The organism is Hymenobacter sp. BT730 (assembly GCF_030542105.1).
Lineage (GTDB): Bacteria > Bacteroidota > Bacteroidia > Cytophagales > Hymenobacteraceae > Hymenobacter.
In genome coordinates this window covers 88,957-109,592 of record NZ_JAUOFB010000002.1, presented here as the reverse complement: position 1 = coordinate 109,592, position 20,636 = coordinate 88,957, and the positions used below count along the sequence as shown (strand labels likewise).

General features: G+C 55.3%; 16 protein-coding genes. 9 read left to right on the top strand and 7 right to left on the bottom strand.

Going from position 1 to position 20,636, the window contains the following annotated elements; translation table 11 throughout:
* Positions 1–56: 56 nt before the first annotated feature.
* Positions 57–1,811, bottom strand: coding sequence for a signal peptide peptidase SppA (gene sppA / locus Q4G72_RS07445; RefSeq protein WP_303310785.1), 1,755 nt, complete (start codon positions 1,809–1,811; stop codon positions 57–59).
* A 163-nt stretch (positions 1,812–1,974) separates the two neighbouring features.
* On the bottom strand, positions 1,975–3,222 hold the full coding sequence (locus tag Q4G72_RS07440) for a replication-associated recombination protein A (RefSeq protein WP_303311239.1): 1,248 nt from the start codon (positions 3,220–3,222) through the stop codon (positions 1,975–1,977).
* 162 nt (positions 3,223–3,384) lie between these two features.
* On the opposite strand from Q4G72_RS07440, the gene Q4G72_RS07435 reads away from it, so the two are divergent.
* The gene (locus Q4G72_RS07435) at positions 3,385–4,329 is read left to right on the top strand and encodes a DMT family transporter (RefSeq protein WP_303310784.1); all 945 of its coding nucleotides are present in this window, start codon (positions 3,385–3,387) and stop codon (positions 4,327–4,329) included.
* A gap of 823 nt (positions 4,330–5,152) precedes the next feature.
* Entirely contained in the window at positions 5,153–6,085 is a 933-nt protein-coding gene (locus tag Q4G72_RS07430) for a DUF5996 family protein (protein WP_303310783.1), read from the top strand.
* Between the two features lie 202 nt (positions 6,086–6,287).
* Here the strand turns inward: Q4G72_RS07430 and lpdA are convergent, their stop codons facing one another.
* Entirely contained in the window at positions 6,288–7,682 is a 1,395-nt protein-coding gene (gene lpdA, locus Q4G72_RS07425) for a dihydrolipoyl dehydrogenase (RefSeq protein ID WP_303310782.1), read from the bottom strand.
* A gap of 242 nt (positions 7,683–7,924) precedes the next feature.
* Here lpdA and Q4G72_RS07420 point away from each other — a divergent pair, with 242 nt between their 5' ends.
* Complete coding sequence (locus tag Q4G72_RS07420) at positions 7,925–8,605, top strand: tetratricopeptide repeat protein (protein WP_303310781.1); 681 nt, start codon at positions 7,925–7,927, stop codon at positions 8,603–8,605.
* An 80-nt stretch (positions 8,606–8,685) separates the two neighbouring features.
* On the opposite strand, the gene Q4G72_RS07415 is transcribed toward Q4G72_RS07420, so the two are convergent.
* Positions 8,686–9,936 (bottom strand): NAD(P)/FAD-dependent oxidoreductase, encoded by a 1,251-nt coding sequence (locus tag Q4G72_RS07415; RefSeq protein ID WP_303310780.1) that lies wholly within the window; start codon positions 9,934–9,936, stop codon positions 8,686–8,688.
* A 149-nt stretch (positions 9,937–10,085) separates the two neighbouring features.
* On the opposite strand from Q4G72_RS07415, the gene Q4G72_RS07410 reads away from it, so the two are divergent.
* From Q4G72_RS07410 to pta, 3 genes are all read left to right on the top strand, one after another.
* Complete coding sequence (locus Q4G72_RS07410) at positions 10,086–10,844, top strand: tetratricopeptide repeat protein (protein ID WP_303310779.1); 759 nt, start codon at positions 10,086–10,088, stop codon at positions 10,842–10,844.
* A gap of 93 nt (positions 10,845–10,937) precedes the next feature.
* Positions 10,938–11,687 carry a 3-oxoacyl-[acyl-carrier-protein] reductase gene (fabG, locus tag Q4G72_RS07405; RefSeq protein ID WP_303310778.1) on the top strand — a complete coding sequence of 250 codons (750 nt, stop codon included), beginning with the start codon at positions 10,938–10,940 and terminating at the stop codon, positions 11,685–11,687.
* Between the two features lie 213 nt (positions 11,688–11,900).
* A complete protein-coding gene (gene pta, locus Q4G72_RS07400; protein WP_303310777.1) occupies positions 11,901–13,991 on the top strand; it encodes a phosphate acetyltransferase in 2,091 nt (696 codons plus the stop codon).
* Between the two features lie 44 nt (positions 13,992–14,035).
* Here the strand turns inward: pta and Q4G72_RS07395 are convergent, their stop codons facing one another.
* Both Q4G72_RS07395 and Q4G72_RS07390 read right to left on the bottom strand, forming a co-directional pair.
* Entirely contained in the window at positions 14,036–14,512 is a 477-nt protein-coding gene (locus Q4G72_RS07395) for a hypothetical protein (RefSeq protein WP_303310776.1), read from the bottom strand.
* Positions 14,513–14,560: 48 nt separating this feature from the next.
* Complete coding sequence (locus tag Q4G72_RS07390; protein ID WP_303310775.1) at positions 14,561–14,977, bottom strand: DUF1801 domain-containing protein; 417 nt, start codon at positions 14,975–14,977, stop codon at positions 14,561–14,563.
* Positions 14,978–15,264: 287 nt separating this feature from the next.
* On the opposite strand from Q4G72_RS07390, the gene Q4G72_RS07385 reads away from it, so the two are divergent.
* Positions 15,265–16,461, top strand: coding sequence for an acetate/propionate family kinase (locus Q4G72_RS07385; protein WP_303310774.1), 1,197 nt, complete (start codon positions 15,265–15,267; stop codon positions 16,459–16,461).
* A 115-nt stretch (positions 16,462–16,576) separates the two neighbouring features.
* Here the strand turns inward: Q4G72_RS07385 and Q4G72_RS07380 are convergent, their stop codons facing one another.
* Positions 16,577–17,368, bottom strand: a complete 792-nt coding sequence (locus Q4G72_RS07380) for an SDR family NAD(P)-dependent oxidoreductase (protein WP_303310773.1) — start codon at positions 17,366–17,368, stop codon at positions 16,577–16,579.
* A gap of 297 nt (positions 17,369–17,665) precedes the next feature.
* Here Q4G72_RS07380 and Q4G72_RS07375 point away from each other — a divergent pair, with 297 nt between their 5' ends.
* Entirely contained in the window at positions 17,666–19,741 is a 2,076-nt protein-coding gene (locus tag Q4G72_RS07375) for a VWA domain-containing protein (protein WP_303310772.1), read from the top strand.
* Between the two features lie 25 nt (positions 19,742–19,766).
* Positions 19,767–20,636 carry a pseudouridine synthase gene (locus tag Q4G72_RS07370; RefSeq protein WP_303310771.1) on the top strand — a complete coding sequence of 290 codons (870 nt, stop codon included), beginning with the start codon at positions 19,767–19,769 and terminating at the stop codon, positions 20,634–20,636.

Here is a 20,636-nt window from a genome sequence, read left to right as displayed (position 1 = left end):
ACTCGTTACTGCGTAAGAAGGTCCTTCGCCAGCTCAGGATGACAGTAGATTTTTGGTTATTGAATATTCAGTTCAAACGGCATACGGGCCTGTACACCACTCATTTCTGACAGCTTCTTGTATTGCTCGTATACGGGGTACATCGGACCCATTTCTTCCCGTACCAAGTGCATGCGCACTTCTTCATTGAAGTTGCTGAACATCGATTCCATGAAGGATTTCTGCCGCGGCAGATTCATGACCCGGTAGTCGCCCTTCTCCAGATGCGCCCGGCGGGCGGCAATGCGTAGGGCATCATCAAAGGAGCCCAGCACATCTACCAAGCCACGCTGCTTTGCTTCCGTGCCCGACCATACCCGCCCGGAGGCGAAGCGCCGCAGACGCTCTACCGGCATGTTGCGACCCTGAGCCGCTTTTGTAGTAAAGTCGGCATAGATGCGGTCCACTTCTTTCTGTAGCTGGGCCTTTTCGTAGGCCGTGAGCGGACGCGTGATGGTAGGAATATCAGAGAACTTACCGGTGGTTACCCGGTCGGTGGTGATGCCGAGCTTATCGCGCAGCATAGGCTGAATGTTCGGCAGAATGCCAAACACCCCAATGCTGCCCGTAATAGTATTGGGGTGCGCCACAATAGTGTCGCAGGCCATGGCAATGAAATAGCCACCCGAGGCTGCCACATCGGACATAGAACACACTATGGGCTTCACTTTTTTGGTGAGCACCACTTCCCGATAGATAATGTCGGAGGCCAGCGAAGAGCCGCCCGGTGAGTTTACACGCAGTACCACGGCCTTCACCTTATCGTCTAGGCGGGCTTTGCGAATGGCTTCGGCGAAGCGGGTGCTACCAATGCTGCTGTTGCTGCCTTTACCGGTTACAATGTCGCCATCGGCATAGATAACGGCAATGCGGTTGCTGCCCCCTTCTGCCTCATCCAGGCCTTTGGCGTAGTCGGTTAAGGGTACCAGGCTCAGTTTGGCCTTCTTCTCCAGTTTCAGCTTGCGCTTCATGAAGTCAGAAGCCTCATCATAGTACCCCAGATGGGTCACCAGGCCCAGGCGCTTGGCATCTTCGGCATTGTGCACCAGCATGGAGTCGCTGATAACTTTGAGGCGGGCGGGCTCAATGCCGCGGGCGGCAGCCACGTGGCTGAGGGTAAAGTTATTGATGGAGTTCAGGAATGAAGTGGTCTGCAGCCGGGCAGAATCCGACATATTCTCGCGGAAGAACGGCTCCACCGCACTTTTAAACGAGCCTACACGGAAGATATAGGGCTCGATACCGGCTTTCTTGAACAGATTGGTGTAGTAGAACGTCTCCGAGCTTAGGCCATTAAACTCCAGCGTACCCTGCGGATTGAGGTAGATTCTATCGGCAACGGAGGCGAGGTAGTAGCTCTTTTCCGAAGCCATATCGTTGTAGGCCACCACAAATTTACCCGACTTCTTGAAGTCGAGAAGGGCATCCCGGATTTCTTCCAGCGAGGCCATACCAGCCTGCGCCATTTCTACATTCAGGAAAATACCCTGAATGTCCTCGTCGGTTTTGGCCCGGCGTATACTGGCCTTAATCTGGTCTAGGCCAATGTTATCGGCCTTATTTGTCAGCATGGAAGCAAACGACTCGCGTCTTTCCTGCTCAGTCACAGGCTTGTCGAGCTTAATTTCCAGCACGGAGTTACTAGCCACAGTTACTTCCTCGCCCGCCGATGCCAGGGCCACTACCAGTCCCATCAGCAGCGCAAAGCCCACTATGGCAAATAACATCAGCCCCACAAAAGAAGCCAGTACATATTTCAAAAATTGTCTCATTTGCTAGAGAAAAAGGTATATCCGCTACTAAACAAAGGTAACTGGCTTTCGGTATTCCCATAGAGGTGATTTTTGGCCATGGGTTGCGCCTCACCAAAGCAAACGCACTGGCCGTGCCCATACCTTCAATAGACACCTCACGCCCGTTTATCAGGCACCAGCCCTAGTAACCATATTTCTCCCCCCAGAGCTGACGCATCCGTTCCCGGATTTTATCTTCCGTAGGATTATTTCCGGGCTGATAAAAGGCCGTACCGCTGAGCTTTTCGGGCATAAACTCCTGGTAGGCAAAGTTGCCGGGATAGTCGTGGGAGTATTGGTACTCGGTGCCGTAGCCGAGCTGCTTCATAAGCTTGGTGGGCGCATTGCGTAGCGGGATGGGCACGGGCTCTACGCCCTGCTGCCGCACCAAAGCCCGCGCCTCCCGAATGGCCTTGTAGCTGGCGTTGCTCTTGGGCGAAGTGGCCAGGTACACCACTGTCTGCCCCAGTATAATATCCGACTCCGGCAAGCCGATAACCGTGACGGCCTGAAAGCAGCTTTGCGCCAGCAGCAGAGCGTTGGGGTTGGCATTTCCCACATCCTCCGAAGCCAGTATCAGCAGGCGGCGAGCAATAAACTTCACGTCTTCGCCGCCTTCCAGCATCACGGCCAGGTAGTAGAGCGCGGCATTAGGATCGGAGCCGCGGATGCTTTTGATGAAGGCGGAAATGACGTCATAGTGCATTTCGCCGCCTTTGTCGTAGCGCGCCAGGTGCTGCTGAGCCAGCTGCTGCACACCTTCATCAGTGATGATGATTTCGCCGGATTTAGGGTCGGGGCGGCTGGCTTCCACCACAATATCCAGCAGGTTGAGCAGTTTGCGGGCGTCGCCGCCGGAAATGGTGAGCAGGGCATTGTAGTCCTGCACCCGCACTTTCTTCTGCTTCAGGATTTCATCTTCAGCCAGGGCTTTGTCTACCAGCCCGGTCAGAATTTCCTTGTCCAGCGGCTCCAGTACGTACACCTGCGCCCGGCTCAGTACGGCGGGAATTACCTCAAACGACGGGTTTTCCGTGGTGGCGCCAATCAGCGTGACAATCCCCTGCTCCACAGCCCCTAGCAGCGCATCCTGCTGGCTCTTGCTGAAGCGGTGAATCTCATCAATAAACAACACGGTGCCGCGCTGCTTGCGGGCGCGCTCAATCACCTCACGCACGTCTTTCACCCCCGCATTCACGGCGCTGAGGGAGGCAAACGGCTGCCCCAGCTCCTGGGCCAGCAAATTGGCCAGCGTGGTTTTGCCTACGCCGGGTGGGCCCCATAAAATGAGCGAAGGCAGGCGGCCGGCATTTAAATACCGCCGCAGCACTCCTTCAGGCCCCACCAGATGCTGCTGCCCGGCATATTCCTCCAGGGTGCGCGGACGCATCCGCTCGGCCAAGGGCGCACCGGGACGAGGAGTGTGGGGTTGAGGGGCGGGAGAATCAGTATCGAACAGGGAGCCGGTAGCCATGCGGGAGCAAATGAGTGGATACGTAAAGGTACGTGGGGATGAAGGCCGCGTGTTGCATCTCTGTTACCTTCGTTGGGCATGAAAAACTCCTTCCGCGTCCACGCCGCGCTTTTGTTTGTGACGCTGATTTACGCGGCAGCCTACAGTCTGTCTAAAGACATTATGCCGCGCTACGCCGGGCCGTTTGGCGTGGTGGCGCTGCGCATAGCAGGGGCGGCCATCTTCTTCGGGATACTCAGCCGCCTGGTTACCCAGGACCGCATCCGGGGCCGTGCTGATACCATCCGCTCTATTCTGTGCGGCGTTATTGGTATTGGGCTAAACCAGCTGCTGTTTTTCGCAGGCCTCAATCTGACCTCGCCCATCAATGCCTCGCTTATTCAGACGGTGGCGCCCATTGTGGTAGTGCTGGCTTCGGCGGTGCTGCTGGGCGAGAAAATTACGCCTACACGGGCGCTGGGCATTTTGCTGGCGGCTGTGGGCGCGGCGTTTATTATTTTGGGCCGGGGCCATGGAGCGGTGGCCGTGCCGGGGCAGGATGGCACGCTGGGCAACGTATTTATTCTGCTTAATGCCACGGCCTTCGGCATTTACCTAGTGATTGTGACGCCGCTGATGCGCAAATACCACCCCTTCACGGTGCTGGCGCGCATATTTCTGGTGGGCGCCGTGGTGGCGGTGCCGGTGGGCTGGCAACAGGTAACCGCCATTGAGTATGCCCGGTTGCCGCATTTCATCTGGGCCGAGCTGGTGTATATGGTGGTGTTTCTCACCATTCTGGCTTACCTGCTCAATAACTGGGCCCTGAAATACGCCTCCCCTGCCCTGCTGGGCGTGTATGTGTATCTGCAGCCGGTGCTGGCGGCTGCCATTGCTATTTCTCTGGGCAAGGATGTATTTACCTGGGGCAAATTCCTGCAGGCGCTGCTGATTTTTGCGGGCGTGTGGCTGGTCAGTCGCCGACCGAAAGAGGTGCTGCCGAAGGGTACGGAGCCGGTGCCGCTGGAAGCGGTGCAGGATTGAGAGTACGCGGCTATATTGGCGCTTCAGGTTTCATAAAGCATGTCAACAGAGTTATGCTTTATGGATTTTTTTCGCAAAGAACACCGGTTGCCGAAACCAAGGAACCATGGTATTTTTGTAACCACACCTACTTATCTGTAATAACAAAGCTAACATGCGTCAATCCATATTTTACTTTGACAGACTTAACGCATGGGACAAAATTTCTATAATACTCTACATATTAACAACATCTATTTGTGGTTATTTATTTTATTTCGATAATAGCTTTAATTCAAATAGACAATTGCTCTTGCTTTACACTTTGGGGACACATTCTCTACTATACTTGATTAACTATAAGTCACTTATAAATTTAACAGTATATTTTATATGGATTTGCTTCGCTTTAATTCATTTATATCTATATTTTCAACTTAGGCTCGACCCGTCGTTATCAAACTTTCGTGGCCATGCGGCGACTGGACTACGCAATACAATCATTCTACTTCTTCTATATCAAGTTTTACGTATTATTAGCGTAAATATTCAAAGCCAAGAACTAGTAGCACCATCAAGGGGTAATACAAAAGATATTTTTGAAGAACGGAGAATAACGTTCGTTGATTTTATTCTATTTATCATATATTTCGCAATTATGATTATTTTAAGCATATGAATAGTAATAGCTACTACAACCGCAGGAGTATTTGCTTTTGATATTAACAAAACCAGTCTTTTGCATCTGACTAGTCGGTAGCCTAAGAACATCCAGCTTAACCACCATAGTCCGTAACTTATCCGGCGAAGGCCCCGGCTGACATTCCCCGGACTTCTGCCGCCTATGCCAACCCCGCTAACTATCGCTGAGCGCTGGCCCGCCCTGCCCGCCTCCGATTGGGAGCCCACGCGCCGCGCCCTGCACATGTACCTGCAGATTGTGGGCAAAACCCGCCTCACGCTCAGTCCGCTTGTGAATCACTGGTGGCAGGTACCGTTCTACGTCACGCCCCGCGGCCTCACCACCTCGGCCATACCCTACGCAGGCGGTAGTCTGGAAGCACTCTTCGATTTCCACGACCATGAGTTGCGACTGTTCACCTGCAACGGCGACACCCGCACCCTCCGCCTGCCCGATATAAAATCGGTGGCTGACTTCTACCAGCAGTATCAGACCGCTCTGAGCGACCTGGGAGTGCATGTTCACCTGTGGATTATGCCGGTAGAAGTGGCCGAGCTAAATACGCCCTTCGATAAGCAGACTGAGCCAGTACCATATGATGCCGATGCGGTACACCGATGCTGGCGTATTCTGCTGGAATCGGCAAGGGTGCTGAGTGAGTTTCGCAGCCGGTTTATTGGCAAAAGCAGCCCGGTGCACTTTTTCTGGGGCAGCTTCGATCTGGCCGTATCCCGCTTCTCCGGTCGGACGGCGCCGGCCCATCCGGGCGGGGCGCATAACCTGGCCCCATGGGTTATGCGGGAAGCATATTCGCACGAGGTAAGCAGTGCCGGCTGGTGGCCCGGCGGCGGGGGCTACGAGGCATCTTACTACAGCTACGTATATCCCCAACCCAGCGAATTTGCCCAGGCCAAAGTGCCCGCCCCCGCTTACTACGATAAGGACCTCGGCGAATTTATTCTGCCTTACGAAGCCGTGCGCACCGTCCCTGACCCGGAAAAACTGCTTCTGGAGTTTCTGGAAAGCACCTACACCGCCGCTGCCGCGCTGGCCAAGTGGGACCGGGTGGCGTTGGAGCGAGCTGCTGTGAAGTAGCAGGCCTTACGTTTGTGCTGTAGTTACCATTAGAAACGTGCCGCTGAGCGTAACCGGCGTAGCTTCTCCACTGCTTTATCAGGATGGCAAATGATAAAAAAGCAGCCTGCCAGTTACTAAACCCTGTTTACAGCTAAGTCGATTTTAAACAAAAAGGCCCTGTCATTCCTGACAGGGCCTTTTTGTTTAAATGCTGCAGCGCTTACAGGTGAATTACCTCGCCGTAGGCCGCAGCGGCAGCTTCCATAATGGCTTCTGACATAGTAGGGTGCGGGTGCACAGCCTTAATGATTTCGTGGCCGGTGGTTTCCAGCTTGCGGGCTACCACTACCTCGGCAATCATTTCCGTCACGTTGGCGCCAATCATGTGGGCGCCCAGCCACTCGCCGTATTTCTTGTCGAAAATCACCTTCACAAAACCGTCCTTCACACCACCAGCGGAGGCTTTGCCGGAGGCGGAGAAGGGGAATTTACCCACCAGAATGTCATAGCCCTGGTTTTTGGCTTCGGCTTCCGTCAGGCCGACGGAGGCAATTTCCGGCGAAGCGTAGGTGCAGCCGGGAATGTTCTGGTAGTTGAGCGGCTCGGGGTGGTGACCAGTAATGGCCTCCACGCAGATAATGCCCTCGGCCGAGGCTACGTGTGCCAGCGCGGGGCCGGGCACAATGTCACCAATGGCGTAGATGCCGGGCACGTTGGTCTGGTAGAAATCGTCTACCAGCACGCGGCCTTTCTCTACTTTAATGCCCAGCTCTTCCAGGCCCAGGTTTTCGAGGTTAGTAACTACGCCGGCAGCGCTCAGCACCACGTCGCAGGCAATCTGCTGGTCACCTTTCGCGGTTTTGATGGTGACGTTGCAGCCGTCACCGCTGGTATCCACTTTGGTTACCTCGGCCGAGGTCAGCACGTTCACGCCAATCTTGCGGAACGACTTCTCCATCTGGCGCGATACTTCTTCGTCCTCCACGGGCACAATGCGGGGCAGGTACTCTACCACCGTCACCTCAGAGCCCATAGTGCGGTAGAAATAGGCAAACTCCACACCGATGGCGCCGGAACCTACTACCACTAAGCGCTTGGGCAACTCGGGCAGCACCATCGCCTGGCGGTAGCCAATGATTTTCTTGCCATCAATGGGCAGGGCAGGCAGCTCGCGGGAGCGGGCTCCGGTAGCCAGAATAATGTGCTTGGCTTCTACCGTTTGCTTGGTGCCGTCGGCGGCGGTAACTTCTACTTTGCCAGGGGCCAGCAGTTTGCCGGTGCCCATCACGGCTTCAATCTTATTTTTCTTGAACAGGAAGTTGATGCCCTTGCTCATGCCGTCGGCTACGCCGCGGCTGCGCTTGATGACGGCTCCAAAGTCGTAGCCTACTCCATCGGCTTTCAGACCATATTCGGCGGCGTGGTTGAGGTATTCAAACACCTGCGCGCTTTTCAGCAGCGCTTTGGTGGGTATGCAGCCCCAGTTCAGGCAAATACCACCGAGCGACTCACGCTCTATCACCCCTACTTTCAGCCCCAGCTGCGAAGCCCGAATAGCGGCTACGTAGCCGCCCGGACCGCTGCCAATCACGACCAGGTCGAATTGCAATGCCATATCTTGGAATAAATGCTTGGAGGGAAGACCGGTCTTCCCGTATTTTTGAAAAACTTTGCCTTGTTTATTCCGCAGCGGGTTGGTGCTACGTTGTTTGTTTCTGCAAAGCGGGAGTAAAGATAGACACGGAAATCAATCAGTTCCGAATGAGGCGAAGGCAAATAGCTGGCCCGGATATTGTCTGGCAGATTTCTACGGCTTTTGCCCCACCTTTTTCAACAATCTCAGCATTTCTATTAGTCATGAAACACTGCTTCTCTCTATTGGCAGCTGGTTTATTAACAGTTTCTCTGGGCTATACGGCCTCGGCGCAAACTGCTGTTCCGGCGGCTACCTCTACTACCCCGCCCGCTCAGCAACAGCCTGCCGTTGTAACTTCTACTGTAGCCCCGGCTGTGCTGCCACCCAAAAAGCTGACGACAGCTGATTACAAGCAGCAGGTCCTAACCTCTGATAAAGTCCTGGCTGGCAATCCTAAAAACGAAGAGGCATTGCTGACCCGTGCCAAAGCACACCTGCAGCTGAAGGACTACCCGGATGCTATAAAGGACTATAATGCGGCCCTGAAGCTGAACCCTACCAACACGGACGCTTATTACAACCGGGGCCTGGCCCATTTAAAGAACGAGGAGCTAACGCCCGCCATCAGTGACCTGAGCAGAGTCATTCGCCTGCGTCCCGACGATAAAGAAGCCTTCTTTGCCCGTGGTGTAGCCAAAATGCAAACCGGTAACAATAAATCGGCCCTGGGTGACTTCTCTAAAGTTATTACGCTGGATGCCAACTATGCCGATGCCTATGAGTACCGCGGCATTTGCTATGCTTCCATCAATAAGCCCAAAGAAGCGCAGAAGGACCTGGAGCAAGCCGTGAAATTGAATCCGGCCGCTGCTAAAAGCCTGCGCAAATACGGTAAGAAGTAATCTTCTGCTACGGAGTTAAAAGACAAGAGCAGCTACTCCGGATGGGGTAGCTGCTCTTGTCTTTTAACTCCGTAGAAACCTTAGCCCGGTTTTCGGCCAAACAGCAGCTTCATATAAAAGCTTGGCTGGCGCAGCCGCTCCCGCAGATCAATATCCATGAACATGCTCGAAAGCGTTTCGGCCAGCGTGGGGTTGTTGGCGGCTCGGTTGGCGACAAAATTGAACAGGCTGGGGAATTGCAGCAGGCGCTGCATAGTCCGGCTTAGGCGCAGCTCCTGCCATAACCGGCGGTACACGGCGGCATCATACTGCTTCAAAAACTCGGCGGAGGTATTCCGGGCTGCCAGGGCTTTAGCGGCCCAGTCGGCGGCGTGGCGGCCGCTGACCATGGCATGGCTGATGCCCTCCCCACTGAACGGGTCAATAAGAGAGCCAGCGTCGCCGAGCAGCAGATAGCCCGCTCCCGATAAGGGGCGACGCCGGGAGCCTAAAGGCAACCCAAAGCCGCGTACCGGGCCAAGGCGCTCAGCTCCGGCAAACCGCTCTTTCAGTACCGGGTGCGTTTCCAGCATTTCGGTCAGCCGCAGGCGCAGGTTTACTTTTTTCCTCGATACGGCGCTGGTAAGCATGCCCACGCCCACATTGGCCTCGCCATTAGGCAGCGGAAATACCCAGAGGTAGCCGGGCAGAAAGTCTTTGATGAAGTGCAGCTCAATAAAATTATCAGGATGCAGGCCCTGCACGCCCCGGTAGTACGCACGCAATCCGGCGCAATGGTGGTCAGGCTCTAGCTGGTGGCCGCCTATCTGGCGGGCAAACGCTGATTGTGCCCCGTTAGCCACTAGCAGGAGGCGCGTACGGGCAATGGCAGTGCCGTCGGCAGCTTTCAGGAGCCAATGACCGTCGGGCTGCCGCTCGTGCTGGGCCACGTCTACGCCTTCGCGCAAGTCAATTTCGGGGTGGCGGCGCACTTCTTCTATCAGAAAGTTGTCGAAATCCAAGCGCTTGGCAATGTGGCCGGCAGCCTGATCGGTGCGGGGGTTGTAGCGGGGGCGGAAAGGCACGGCCAGGCGGCGGCCGTTAGGGGCATAAAAATCGATGCCCCAGCTGGGCAGCTGTATGGGTGATGCTTCCAGTTGGGCGGGCAGCGCCATGCCCAGGCGGCGCAGCTCAGATAATACTTTGCCGCTGAGGGCATCGCCACAGACTTTGTCGCGGGGGAAGGTGGCGCGGTCCAGCAGCAGGCAGCGTTGGCCGGCGTTGGCCAGGTGCAGCGCGGCGGTGGCGCCACCAGGCCCCGCGCCCAGAATGCAGATATCGGTTTCGAGCATGAAATAAGCTTACGCGACGAAGGTACAGACTTCGGCGCGCACCGTACACGGGTAAAGTTGACGGAAAAATCGGCCGGGCCGAAATGTCTTGCGTAAAGCAGAGTGCCCGCAGTTTCTCTATCATCCGTCTAATTCGCAATACTTTACCAATGAAAAGAGCATTACTTCTCTATTGCCTGGGTTTCTCCTTCCTGGGTCTTACTACCCAGTGCGCTACTACACCACAGGAAAAAGAGTCGCCCATCAGGGCCGCTTCTTCACCTACAACCTCCGCGGTGCCTGCTGCGGCACCGGCCACCACCACTACTGACTCCACGGCGCAGGATGCCGTACTGGGCGCGGTTTCCAGCACAGCACCAGCCGCCGCTGTAACGCCGGCTGCTCCCGTAGCGCGCAAGCTTACCAATGCCGACTACAAAGCCCAGATTAAGGCGGCCGATGCTTCCTTGAAAACTAATCCGCGCAATCCGGATGCGCTGATGGAGCGGGCTAAAGCCCATATTGAGCTCAAGGATTACAAAGAGGCCATTGTGGACTACAACTCGGCCCTGCGCCTCAAACCTACGAGTGCCGAAGCCTATTATAACCGCGGATTGGCCCGGTTGAAAACGGAGGCATATACGCCCGCCATCAGCGACTTCACCAAAGCTCTGAAATATCGGCCCGATGATAAGGAAGCGTTTTTTGGGCGGGGCGTAGCTAAAATGCAGGCCCAGAATTTCCGCAGCGCCATTCCGGATTTCACGAAGGCCATTGCCCTGGACTCTGCTTACGCGGATGCCTTTGAGTATCGGGGTATCTCCTATGCTTCCATTAACAAACCCAAAGAAGCCAAGAAAGACCTGCAGCGCGCCGCCACGCTGAACCCGGCCGCTACCAAGAGCCTGCGCAAATACGCCAAGGACTAAAGTGCAGGAGTACATGGAGCCAATTGACAGAAAATTGAGGCCGATGCGGCGTCAAGCTTGCTGCGCTTTGTGGGTTGGGCTACCTTCGTCCCTATGACAAAACTGCTCGACGGAAAAGTAGCCCTCATTACGGGCGCATCTAAAGGTATTGGCCGCGCCATAGCGGTGCATTTTGCCCAGTTGGGCGCTCAGGTTGCTTTCACGTATCTCTCCAGCGTGGAGAAGGGTCAGCAACTGGAAGCAGAGCTTGGCGCGCACGGCACCAAAGTGAAAGGCTTCCGCTCCGATGCCTCTGACTACGCCCAGGCCGAAAAGCTGGTGGAAGACGTGGTGGCGGAGTTCGGCAAGCTGGATATCCTGGTAAACAACGCCGGCATTACGCAGGACGGTTTGCTGATGCGCATGAGCGAGCAGCAGTGGGACCAGGTGCTGGCCGTGAACCTGAAATCGGTGTTCAACCTGACCAAAGCCGCCACCAAGCCGATGATGCGTGCCAAATCGGGCTCTATTATCAACATGACTTCGGTTGTGGGCATTAAAGGCAACGCCGGGCAGAGCAATTATGCCGCTTCTAAAGCGGGTATTATTGGCTTCACCAAATCGGTGGCGCTGGAGCTGGGCTCACGCAATATTCGCTGCAATGCCATTGCTCCCGGTTTCATTGAAACGGAAATGACCGATGCCCTCGACCCCAAGCAGGTGGATGAGTGGCGCAAGGCTATTCCGCTGAAGCGTGGCGGCTCGCCCGAGGACGTGGCCAAAGCCACGGCTTTCCTCGCCTCGGATAACTCCTCCTATATCACGGGACAAGTGCTGCAGGTTGATGGCGGCATGCTGACGTAGGTCGGTTTAAAGTAGAAAGCGCCGGCCCTTCCGGCCGAGGCGAAAGTTGAAGCATCTTGCTAGTGTGGTAAACGCATTTTTACTACACGTCAGCATATGAGATGCTTCGGCTTTTGCCTCGGCCGGAAGGGCTTTTTATGGTGTTCGATAAAGCCAACCACCACCTAACTTGCGCGCATCCGTAGTTCATCGGGTACCTAACTGGTCAGATGCATGAGTAAGGGTGTATTTATTGCTACGGCGGAGCCGTATAGCGGCAAATCGGTCGTAACGCTGGGATTGGTAAACCTGCTGCTGAGCAAAGCGCAGAAAGTGGGGTATTTCAAGCCCATTATCACCCCCACTACTCCCAACCAGAATGATCAGCATATCGAAACAGTGCTGCATCACTTCAATCTGCCCCTGGCCTATGCCGATACTTACGCCTACCGGGGCCAGGAGGCGCTGCGGCTGATGGAAACCGGCCAGCAGGGCGAGCTGCTGGACACCATCATCCATAAGTTTAAGCACCTGGAAGCCCAGCACGACTTTACGGTGGTGGAAGGCACCGACTTTGTGGGCACCAGCACGGCCCTGGAGCTGGATATTAACTGGTCGGTGGCGCGCAACCTCAGCATTCCTGTTATCCTGGTGATTTCCGGGGCCGGGAAAACGGTGGAGCAGGTGGTGAATGCTGCGCTTTCTATTCGCCGTACGGCTCAGGACCGCGAAGTGCGGGTGCTGGCGCTGGTGCTGAACCGTGTGGCGCCCGAGCAAGTGGTGGAAGTGCACCAACAGGTGAAAGACCAGCTGCCGCCGGATGCCCTGCTCACGGTTATTCCCGAGCTAAAAGACCTGCGCAACCCCACCATGCAGGAAATTTATGACCAGCTGGGCGGGCAGCTTTTGTTTGGAGAAGATCAGCTCACCAACACCGTCGACCATTTCATTAATGGCTCAATGCACGTGCCCAACTTCCTGCGGCGCATTGAGGAAAACGTGCTGGTGGTAACCCCCGGCGACCGGTCTGACCTGATTCTGAGCACCCTGCAAGCCAATATTTCGGCCAACTACCCCAAGGTAGCGGGGCTGGTCCTCACCAGTGGCTACATGCCCGAAGAGCCGGTGCTGCGGCTGATTGAAGGCCTGCAAACCACGGTGCCCATTGTGCTGGTAGAAACCGGCACCTTCCAGACTACTACGCGCATCGGCGCCATCCAGTCGCGCATTGGGCCCAGCCACGCGAAGAAGATCCGCCTGGCCATTCAGACGTTTGAGCGGCATATGGACACCGCACCGCTGCTGGAGCAGCTGGCTACCTTTGAGCCCGAGGGCATGACGCCGCACATGTTCCAGTACCAGCTGCTGCAATGGGCGCGCAGCCAGCGCAAGCACATTGTGCTGCCTGAAGGCAACGACGACCGGGTGCTGCGTGCCGCCGCCCGCCTGCTGGAGCAGGACGTGGTAAACCTCACCATCCTCGGCGACCCGGCTCAGATTCTGGCCGCCGCCAAGCGCCTGGGGCGCCCCCTGGACCCTACCCGCGTGCAGCTCCTCGACCCCACCAAAACAGATCTGTTCAACGACTTCGCCGAAACGCTCTACGAGTTGCGCAAAGCCAAAGGCGTAACCCTGGAAATGGCCCGCGACCTGATGACAGACGTTTCCTACTTCGGCTCGATGATGGTGTATAAGGGCCTGGCCGATGGCATGGTATCGGGCGCGGTGCACACCACGCAGCACACCATCCGGCCGGCTTTGCAGTTCATCAAAACCAAGCCGGGCGTGTCGGTGGTGTCGTCGGTGTTTTTCATGTGTTTGCCGGACCGCGTGGCCGTGTTCGGCGACTGCGCCGTGAACCCCAACCCCACCGCCGAGCAGCTGGCCGAAATTGCCATTTCATCCGCCGACAGCAGCCGGCGCTTCGGCATTGAGCCGCGCGTAGCCATGCTCTCCTACTCCTCCGGCACTTCCGGTGAGGGCGCCGACGTAGATAAGGTGCGCCTGGCCACCCAAATCGTGCACCAGCTCCGCCCCGATTTGCTGGTAGAAGGCCCCATTCAGTACGATGCGGCTGTAGACCCCGCCATCGGCCAACAGAAGCTCCCCGGCTCGCCGGTAGCCGGCCAGGCCAGCGTGCTCATCTTCCCTGATTTGAACACCGGTAACAACACCTACAAAGCCGTGCAGCGCGAAACCGGCGCGTTGGCCATTGGGCCGATGTTGCAGGGGCTGAACAAACCGGTCAATGATTTAAGCCGCGGGTGTACCGTGGATGATATTTATAATACGGTGCTGCTGACGGCTATTCAGGCACAGGGGTAGAAGTTGCTATGAAGAAAAAGGCCGTTTATAAGAACTGGCTGCGTTTATGATTTTTTTAATTTATTACTTAGCAAATATTCAAATCCATATCCAAGTAGCAACGCTAAAGGCAATCCTAGTAGAAAGATTGGCACAGCTATCCTCAGAAGGAAATAAAACGATAAATAGGCATCAAAACCGCTAAGCCAACTTATTTGAATAACTACAGCTATTGAAACGATTAATGAAAATACAGTCAAAATTTTTAGAGCAGCAATAAACCCAATTGAACTTTGAGCCTTATTATTGCGCCCAATTTTAACGCCTGCTATTTTACCCAGGTAATAGGCGGATAGAAAAATGGATAAAATTCCAGCTATAACAGGGAATGCAAATTCCTGAAAATCATCGGCAATCATTTTTACTACATTAGGATTCGTAGTTAACTTTATTAAAAATACAACAAGCAAAACAAGCGCCATACCTGCACTTACTGCTAGTATGGCATATAGGCTTCCTTTAACCCCTGCCTTTTTCGTCATTGTAATTTGGTATAAAATTTATTCCAGTCTATAATTTATTTGTTATATCTACGCAAAATTGCCTTTAGATGCTTCTTCAATTATTTTTTTCAAAATTTCTATATCAACATCCTCAAGTTTATTTATATAAAGACAACCAGCACCGATTTTGTATTTACCTAATTCTTTTAAGGTATCAGCATGGCGCTTTAGATCAATAAGATGCAATGATAAATTAGCTTTACGTGGGGAAAAACCAATTTTAAACCAATCCACCTCTCTACCGGTGGCCGGGCTTTTATACCGCACACTACCAAAACCTATCATTGAACTCCCCCACATTTTCGGGGTCTCATTCGTAGCTTTTTCCATTAAATCAAGAATAATTCGACTATCTATACGCTTTTGCTCATCTAAGACACCACCAATAAACTCATCTACACTAGATGAGTTTTGCTTAGTTTTAATTTCTACCAATTTGCCCATTTAAGATATTTTTTCAGGGTTTATTTCACCAATTCCTATTTACACTATTGCTACTTGTATCAAGTTTTCTTTGCACGCAAAGTGTTAAGTTCATCCTGAGCAAGGTAGGGAGCATGACCCTACAATACCAAGCTTCTTTGGTCTTATGGCTGACCATTACCCATGAGTTATTAGGAATAGTACTGCCATTACCGTCTTCTTAATAGATAGGCAACTTAGGTGAAGAGCCAAAGGCAGAACCCCATTCCATCCGTACTTTCGGGGCGCGTCTTTACTTTCACGGCCCTATGAACATCTTCGTTATCAACTCCGGCAGCAGCTCCCTCAAGTACCAACTCTTCCGCTGGCCCCAGGAGCAGCCCGTTAGCCGGGGCTTGATTGAGCGAATTGGCCTGACGGATGGCCTGCTGAGTCACCACGCTATGGTAGATGGGCATGAGCGCACCGTGCGCCGTACCCTGCCCATTCCAGACCACCGCGCCGGTCTGGAGGAAGCCATGCGCCTGCTCACCGATGCTAAAATCGGCGTTATCAAGAACCCGGATGAAATTGCGGTGGTGGGCCACCGCGCCGTGCACGGCGGCGAGCAGTTTCGGGATACTACGCTCATCACGGCGGAGGTGAAAGAGAAAATCCGGCAGCTGTTTTCCTTAGCTCCGCTGCACAACCCAGCCAATTTGCTGGGCATGGAAGTAGCGGAACAACTGTTTCCGCAGGCCCGGCAGGTGGCGGTATTCGATACCGCCTTCCACCACACGCTGCCGCCCCACGCCTACCGCTTTGCCCTGCCCGAAAAGCTGTACACCGAGCACGGATTTCGCGCCTATGGCTTTCACGGAACCAGCCATAAGTTTGTGGCCGGCGAGGCACTCCGGTATTTAGAAAACCCGGCCGCCCGCGTCATCACCATTCACTTAGGCAACGGCTGCAGCATGACAGCAACTGCCGCCGGCCTCTCCGTAGATACCAGCATGGGCTTTGGCCCCATGAACGGCCTGGTAATGGGCACCCGCGCCGGCGACACCGACCAGGCCATTATTTTTCACCTGATAGAGCACTTAGGCTATACCGCCGCCCAGGTGCAAAACCTGCTCAACAAGGAAAGCGGCATGCTGGGCCTCACCGGCCACAGCGACATGCGCGACGTGACTCGCTCCTTAGAACAGGGCGACGAGAGTGCCCAACTGGCCTATCACCTCTACGCCTACCGCATCAAGAAATACATCGGCGCATTTATGGCGGCCCTCAACGGTGCCGAAGCTATTGTGTTTACCGGCGGCGTGGGCGAAAACGATGCCCGCGTGCGGGAGTTGGCCTGCCAGGATCTGGACTTCTGCGGCATAGCCCTTGACACTGCGGAAAACCAGCGCCGCGCCCCCGGCATCCGGGATTTATCGGCTCCCGGTGCCCGCGTAAAAGTGCTGGTAATTCCGACCAACGAGGAGTTGGAAATTGCCCGTCAGTGTGCGGAGTTAGTTGGGTAGAAAACTTATGGTTTTTGCCTTAGAAAAAATAGAACAGCCTACAAAGAGAAGCCCGGTTGCGTGACAGCAACCGGGCTTCTCTTTGTAGATACTGTCGTTAAATACAAACAGGGCTTTACACAGCACTGCGCACAATGCCGCCATCTACCCGCAGGCTGGCCCCGTTAATGGCTCCGGCCAGCGGACTGGCCACAAATACGGTAAAATCGGCAATTTCCCGGGGCTGAATTAGGCGCCCGATCAGGGACGTGGGCCGGTTCTCAGCCATAAACCGACGTTCCGCGGTGGCGTAGTCCTTTTCCTCCGGAAAAACCTGCCGAATAAACTCCTCAACGCCGGGGGTATGCGTGGAGCCGGGCAAGAGGGAATTAACGGTTACGTTGGTTCCTTTCGTCATTTCGGCCATACTCCGGGAAATGGAGAGCTGCATAAGCTTAGTGGCGCTGTAGTGCGCCATTTCGGGGGCCGGGTTCAGTGCCGATTCGCTGCTGATGAAGAGAATACGTCCGGTATTACGGGCCAGCATGCCGCGCAAGTAATGCCGACTCAGCCGCACTCCGCTCATAATATTCACCTCAAAAAGTCGCAGCCAGGCTTCGTCGGTGGTAGCAAAGAAATCGGTGGCTTCATAAATACCGAGGTTGTTTACCAGCACATCCACATCAGGATATTCCTGGATGGTGCGCGCTGTGCCTTCCGCGGTGCCGTTATCGGCTACCAGTGGCAGCAGCTCGGCCGCCGAAAACTCCTCCCGTAGCTGAGTAATGGCCTGCTGCACGCTGGCAGCAGTGCGGCCATTGATAATGACGCGGGCGCCTTCGCGGGCAAATGCACGGGCTATTTCCAGGCCGATGCCGCCGGTTGAAGCAGTAACCAGAACGGTTTTATGCGCAAGTTGTAAATCCATAAAAAGGAAGTTGAAAAGGAAGCAGACTTTCAGGAGCGAGCCGCACAAAAGCGGTAAACCTCCAATGAAAACGCCTGCTGGTAAACTGCGGTTGGTAAAAGCAGATTTCCCTTAACAACCTCGGCCTACATTTGGCTTACGCCGCTAGGCAATTTTGGCAAAAAAGCCCGTTAGCTGATGGGGCCTGCCAATAACTTTTAACTTCGCCCATCTTACCTACTCTTTATCCCTGAAAGACCCAAGCAACCGTTTCCCTTGCTTTGGAGTTCTTTGTGCTCCATTTACGTATTTCTGCCGTTGATTTCCCTCGCCGCTTCTCCCTGGTTTATTCTGCTGTGCCTGGCCGTGGGCGTGGGCTACGCGGCCCTGCTTTACTCAGCCAAAGCGCCCTGGAGCCGGACGCTGAACTACGGCTTGGCAGCCCTACGCTTTCTGGTGGTAAGCCTGCTGTGCTTCCTGCTGCTCTCCCCCTTCATTAAAACCACCACCAGCACTACCGAGAAGCCAACCATTGTGCTGGCCGTGGACAATTCGCAGTCGGTAGGGCTGTTTACGCCGGCGCCACTGCTGCAGCAAACCACGCATGGCCTGCGCCAGCTTTCCACCGAGTTGGAGGCCAAGGGCTTTACCGTGGAAACCCAGACGCTCACGCCTAACCCTCGTCCCACTCGCCCGGATTCCCTGCGCTTTACAGCTGCCGCTTCGGATCTGGATGGCATGCTGACCTCCGTGAGCGAGGGCTACGAAGGGCGCAATCTGGCCGGAGTGGTACTGGTGTCAGATGGCATTGTTAACCAGGGCAGGGCGCCGCAGTATTCGGAATACCGCTTCCCCATTTACGGCCTGGCTGTGGGGGACACGGTACCCAAAAAAGACCTCAGTATTCCGGCTCTGAATTATAACCGCGTAGCCTTCAGCGGCAACCGTTTCCCTATTGAAGCCGAAATTGGCTACGATGGCTATGCCGGAAGCACAGCCACGGTGCAGCTGCGCGAAAACGGCCGCGTACTGCAAACCAAAAGCGTGAAGCTGGCCGCGGGCCAACGGCGGCAGAAAACTACTTTTTTGGTGATGGCGCCCGCCCCCGGCAAGCGCCGCTACGAGGTAGTAGTAGAAAAGCAGCCCGGCGAGTTTACCCTGCTCAACAACAGCAAATTTGCTTACGTGGACGTGGTAAAAGGCAAGCTGAAAGTGCTTCTGGCCGGCGCAGCCCCCCACCCTGACTTGAAAGCCCTGCGCGCCGCCATCCAACAAAACGACAACTTCGACCTGGTTACTTATCTGCCCGGCATCAGCCCCTTAAAGGCCCAGGATTACGACGTGGCCATTCTGCATCAGCTTCCGGCCAGCGGCGGGCTGGGCAGCGAGGTAGTGGCCCAGGTACGGCAGCGTAAAATTCCGGCCTTCTACATTTTGGGGGCGCAGTCTGACTTTGATGCCTACAACCGTTTGGGGGCCGGCCTGACCGTGCAGCCGCGCGGAGCCCAAACCGACGATGTAACGCCCGTACCCAATCCTGCATTTGCGCGCTTTTCGTTTGAAGACGATGCCCAGCGTCGGTTTGCTGCTTACTCTCCGGCACCCGTTCCGTTTGGTAGCCTGCGCCTGAGTGGCGGGGCTGAAGCGGCCCTATTTCAGCAGGTAGGTCGGTTGAAAACCCAGCGCCCGCTGCTGGTTTTTGGCGGCTCAGCGGCCCAGCGCCAGGCCACCTTGCTAACCGATGGCAGCTGGCAGTGGCGCCTACAGGAAGCTACCGAGCACAACGACCGTCCCGAGGCGTATGACCGACTGATAATTCGTACGCTACAACTGCTCACGCAAAACGCCAACAAAAAGCGCCTCGATGTATACCCCACGCAGGATGCTTTTTCCTCGCAGGATGACGTAACGTTTGGCGCCGAAACCTACAATGCGGTATTTGAGCGCATCTACAATCAGAGAATTACCCTCACCCTTACCGACGAAAAACAGCAGACGCGCACCTTCAGCTACACCAATACCGAAGATGGCGCGCCCTTGCACCTAGGGTCATTACCCGGCGGCCTCTACCGCTACACGGCCCGCGCCACGCTAGGTGGCCAGCCTCAGCAGGACCGCGGCGAGCTACTGGTACAGGAGCAGCAACTGGAAGCCCTGGAAGCCCGCGCCGACCATAATTTACTCTACCAACTCTCCCGCCGCAGCGGGCAGCGCCTTTACTTCCCACAGCAGTTCGCCCAGCTCACTCAGGACATCGAAAAGGCCAATTACAAGCCGGTTATTTACTCTGAGGAAAACTTGAAGGAGCTCATCAACATGAAATGGCTCTTCTTCCTGATTCTGACGCTGATTTCGGCGGAGTGGGCGTTGCGTAAATATTCGGGTGGAGTGTAGTGCTACAAGTGGCTACCTTTGCACCATGCGTTACATCCTCGTCAACAAACCCTACGAAGTCCTCACCCAATTTACCGACGAGAATGGCCGTGCCACACTCAAGGATTTCGTCAATATCCCCAACATCTACCCCGTAGGCCGCCTGGATTACGACTCGGAAGGCCTGGTGCTCCTCACCGACGATAAGCAGCTCCAACACCGCTTGTCGGAGCCACGCTTTAAAGTGCCGAAAACCTACTGGGTACAGGTAGAGGGCATTCCCACAGAAGAAGCCCTGGAAAACCTGCGCCGCGGTGTAGACCTGAAAACCGGCTTCACAACGCCGGCCGAAGTTGAGCTGCTACCTGAAGCTCCTGAGCTTTGGGACCGAAGCAAGCCTGTACGTTTCCGGGCCGCTATTCCCACCTCATGGATTCAGATTACCATCTCCCAGGGCATGAACCGGCAGGTGCGCAAAATGACGGCCGCTGTAGGCTTTCCTACACTTCGCTTAGTGCGCGCCCGCCTCGCTGGTATTCCGGTAGGCAACTTGCAGCCCGGCCAGTGGCGCGAGCTGACCGCCGATGAGGTAAAAGCGCTGACCGATGATATGGCGGCACAAACCCTGGCCGCCGGCACCTTTAAGCCCGCCAGCAAATCAGACAGTGGCTACTGGCCGGGCGGCATTCGCCCGGCTAGTGAAAAACCTGGCCAGAACAGCGCTGGTGGCTATAACCGGGGCGGTTTTGGTGCCAAGAGCGGGGCCGGCAGCAAATCCAAAACCGGCCGCAGTGCCGGCGGCCCGGCACCGGGAAAAGGAAAAGGCAAACCCGCCGGAGGCCCTAGCCGAAGTGGCGCTGGCCGCAAGCCTGGCTCCGACCGGCCTACTGGTGGCGGGCGCAAGGCTGGCCGATGA